This window comes from Paenibacillus sp. A3 (assembly GCF_001399685.1).
GTDB lineage: Bacteria > Bacillota > Bacilli > Paenibacillales > NBRC-103111 > Paenibacillus_G.
Genome location: NZ_JTHN01000265.1, coordinates 1 through 1,202 on the forward strand (window position 1 = coordinate 1; position 1,202 = coordinate 1,202).

Here is a 1,202-nt window from a genome sequence, read left to right on the forward strand (position 1 = left end):
GTCGCGATGATCGACAGCAGCAGCGTGTCCTTCATTGATTTTTGACCCAGAGAGAACACGTACTTGTAATGATCCCACGTGAAGCTGTTGTTAATGCCCCACAGCTTGATGAACGAGCCGATCGGCACGAGCAGGTAAAACGCGATGACGATCACCGACAGCAGCATGCACAGCACGAACAGCGCCTGACGGGTTATTCCCTTCTCAATCAGCCTGCGTCCGTGGGCAGGTTTACCTGTAACGGTAACGTAGCTTTTTTTGCCGATCCAAAATTTTTGCAGCGCGTAAATCAGAAACGTGATGCTCATCAGCACCATCGCCAGTGCCGCGCCGGCTTGAATGTCGTAGCTGCCGACCGCCTGCAGGTAAATTTCACGGGCGACGGTCGTGTAATTGCCGCCGAGCGTCATCGGATTGCCGAAGTCGGCCAGCGATTGAACGAACACCAGCAGAAACGCATTCGCAATCCCCGGCATCGTCAAAGGCAGCGTGACGTTCAGGAACGTGCGCAGCCGCCCTGCGCCCATGTTCATGCTCGCTTCTTCCAGCGACGGGCTGATCGAGCGGAGCAAGCCCGCCAGCACGAGGAAAGCAACCGGGAAGTACGTCAGCGTTTGGACGAGCACTAGGCCTTTGAGGCCGTAAATGTTGGCGTTCTCCAAACCAAGCAGATGTTTGGAGACGAAGCCCTGCTTGCCGAACAGCAAAATCGCGGAAAGCGAGATGACGAACGGCGGAGAGATGACGGGCAGTATTGCGACGGCGTTAAACAGCTTTTTGAACGGAACCTTCACGTACGCGAACGTATAAGCGAACATGTAAGCGATAGCCGTCGACAGAACGGATACGATGACAGCAAGCAGCAAGGAGTTTTTCAATGCCTCGAACAGCTGTCCGCCCGACAAAACGCCCACATACGCGCTCAGCGAAACCGATCCGTCCGGGTTAATAAAGCTGCTTTTCAATATTTGATACAGCGGATAGACGATAAATACCGCCAGACACGCCATGACGAGCAGGATGCAGAGCAGAAGCAGCGGTTCCCGCGTCAGTCTGCGGAGCTCGCTTGCGGTACGGTTCCATGACATGGGCCACAGGCTCCTTTCTTGGGTGGGCCGGGACGGTTTTTGGGTTTGGGGCAGGAAAATGTAGGATTCTCTTCGGCTATGCCGTGGAGTATATCCCTCCGGCCGCTCTTGAAA

1 protein-coding gene is annotated in these 1,202 nt (G+C 55.1%); it reads right to left on the reverse strand.

Features of this window, described 5'->3' with window-relative positions; all coding sequences use genetic code 11:
* A partial coding sequence (locus QJ48_RS32285; protein WP_054977429.1) for an iron ABC transporter permease occupies nucleotides 1–1,088 on the reverse strand: 1,088 nt, incomplete at its 3' end.
* Between the last annotated feature and the right edge of the window lie 114 nt (nucleotides 1,089–1,202).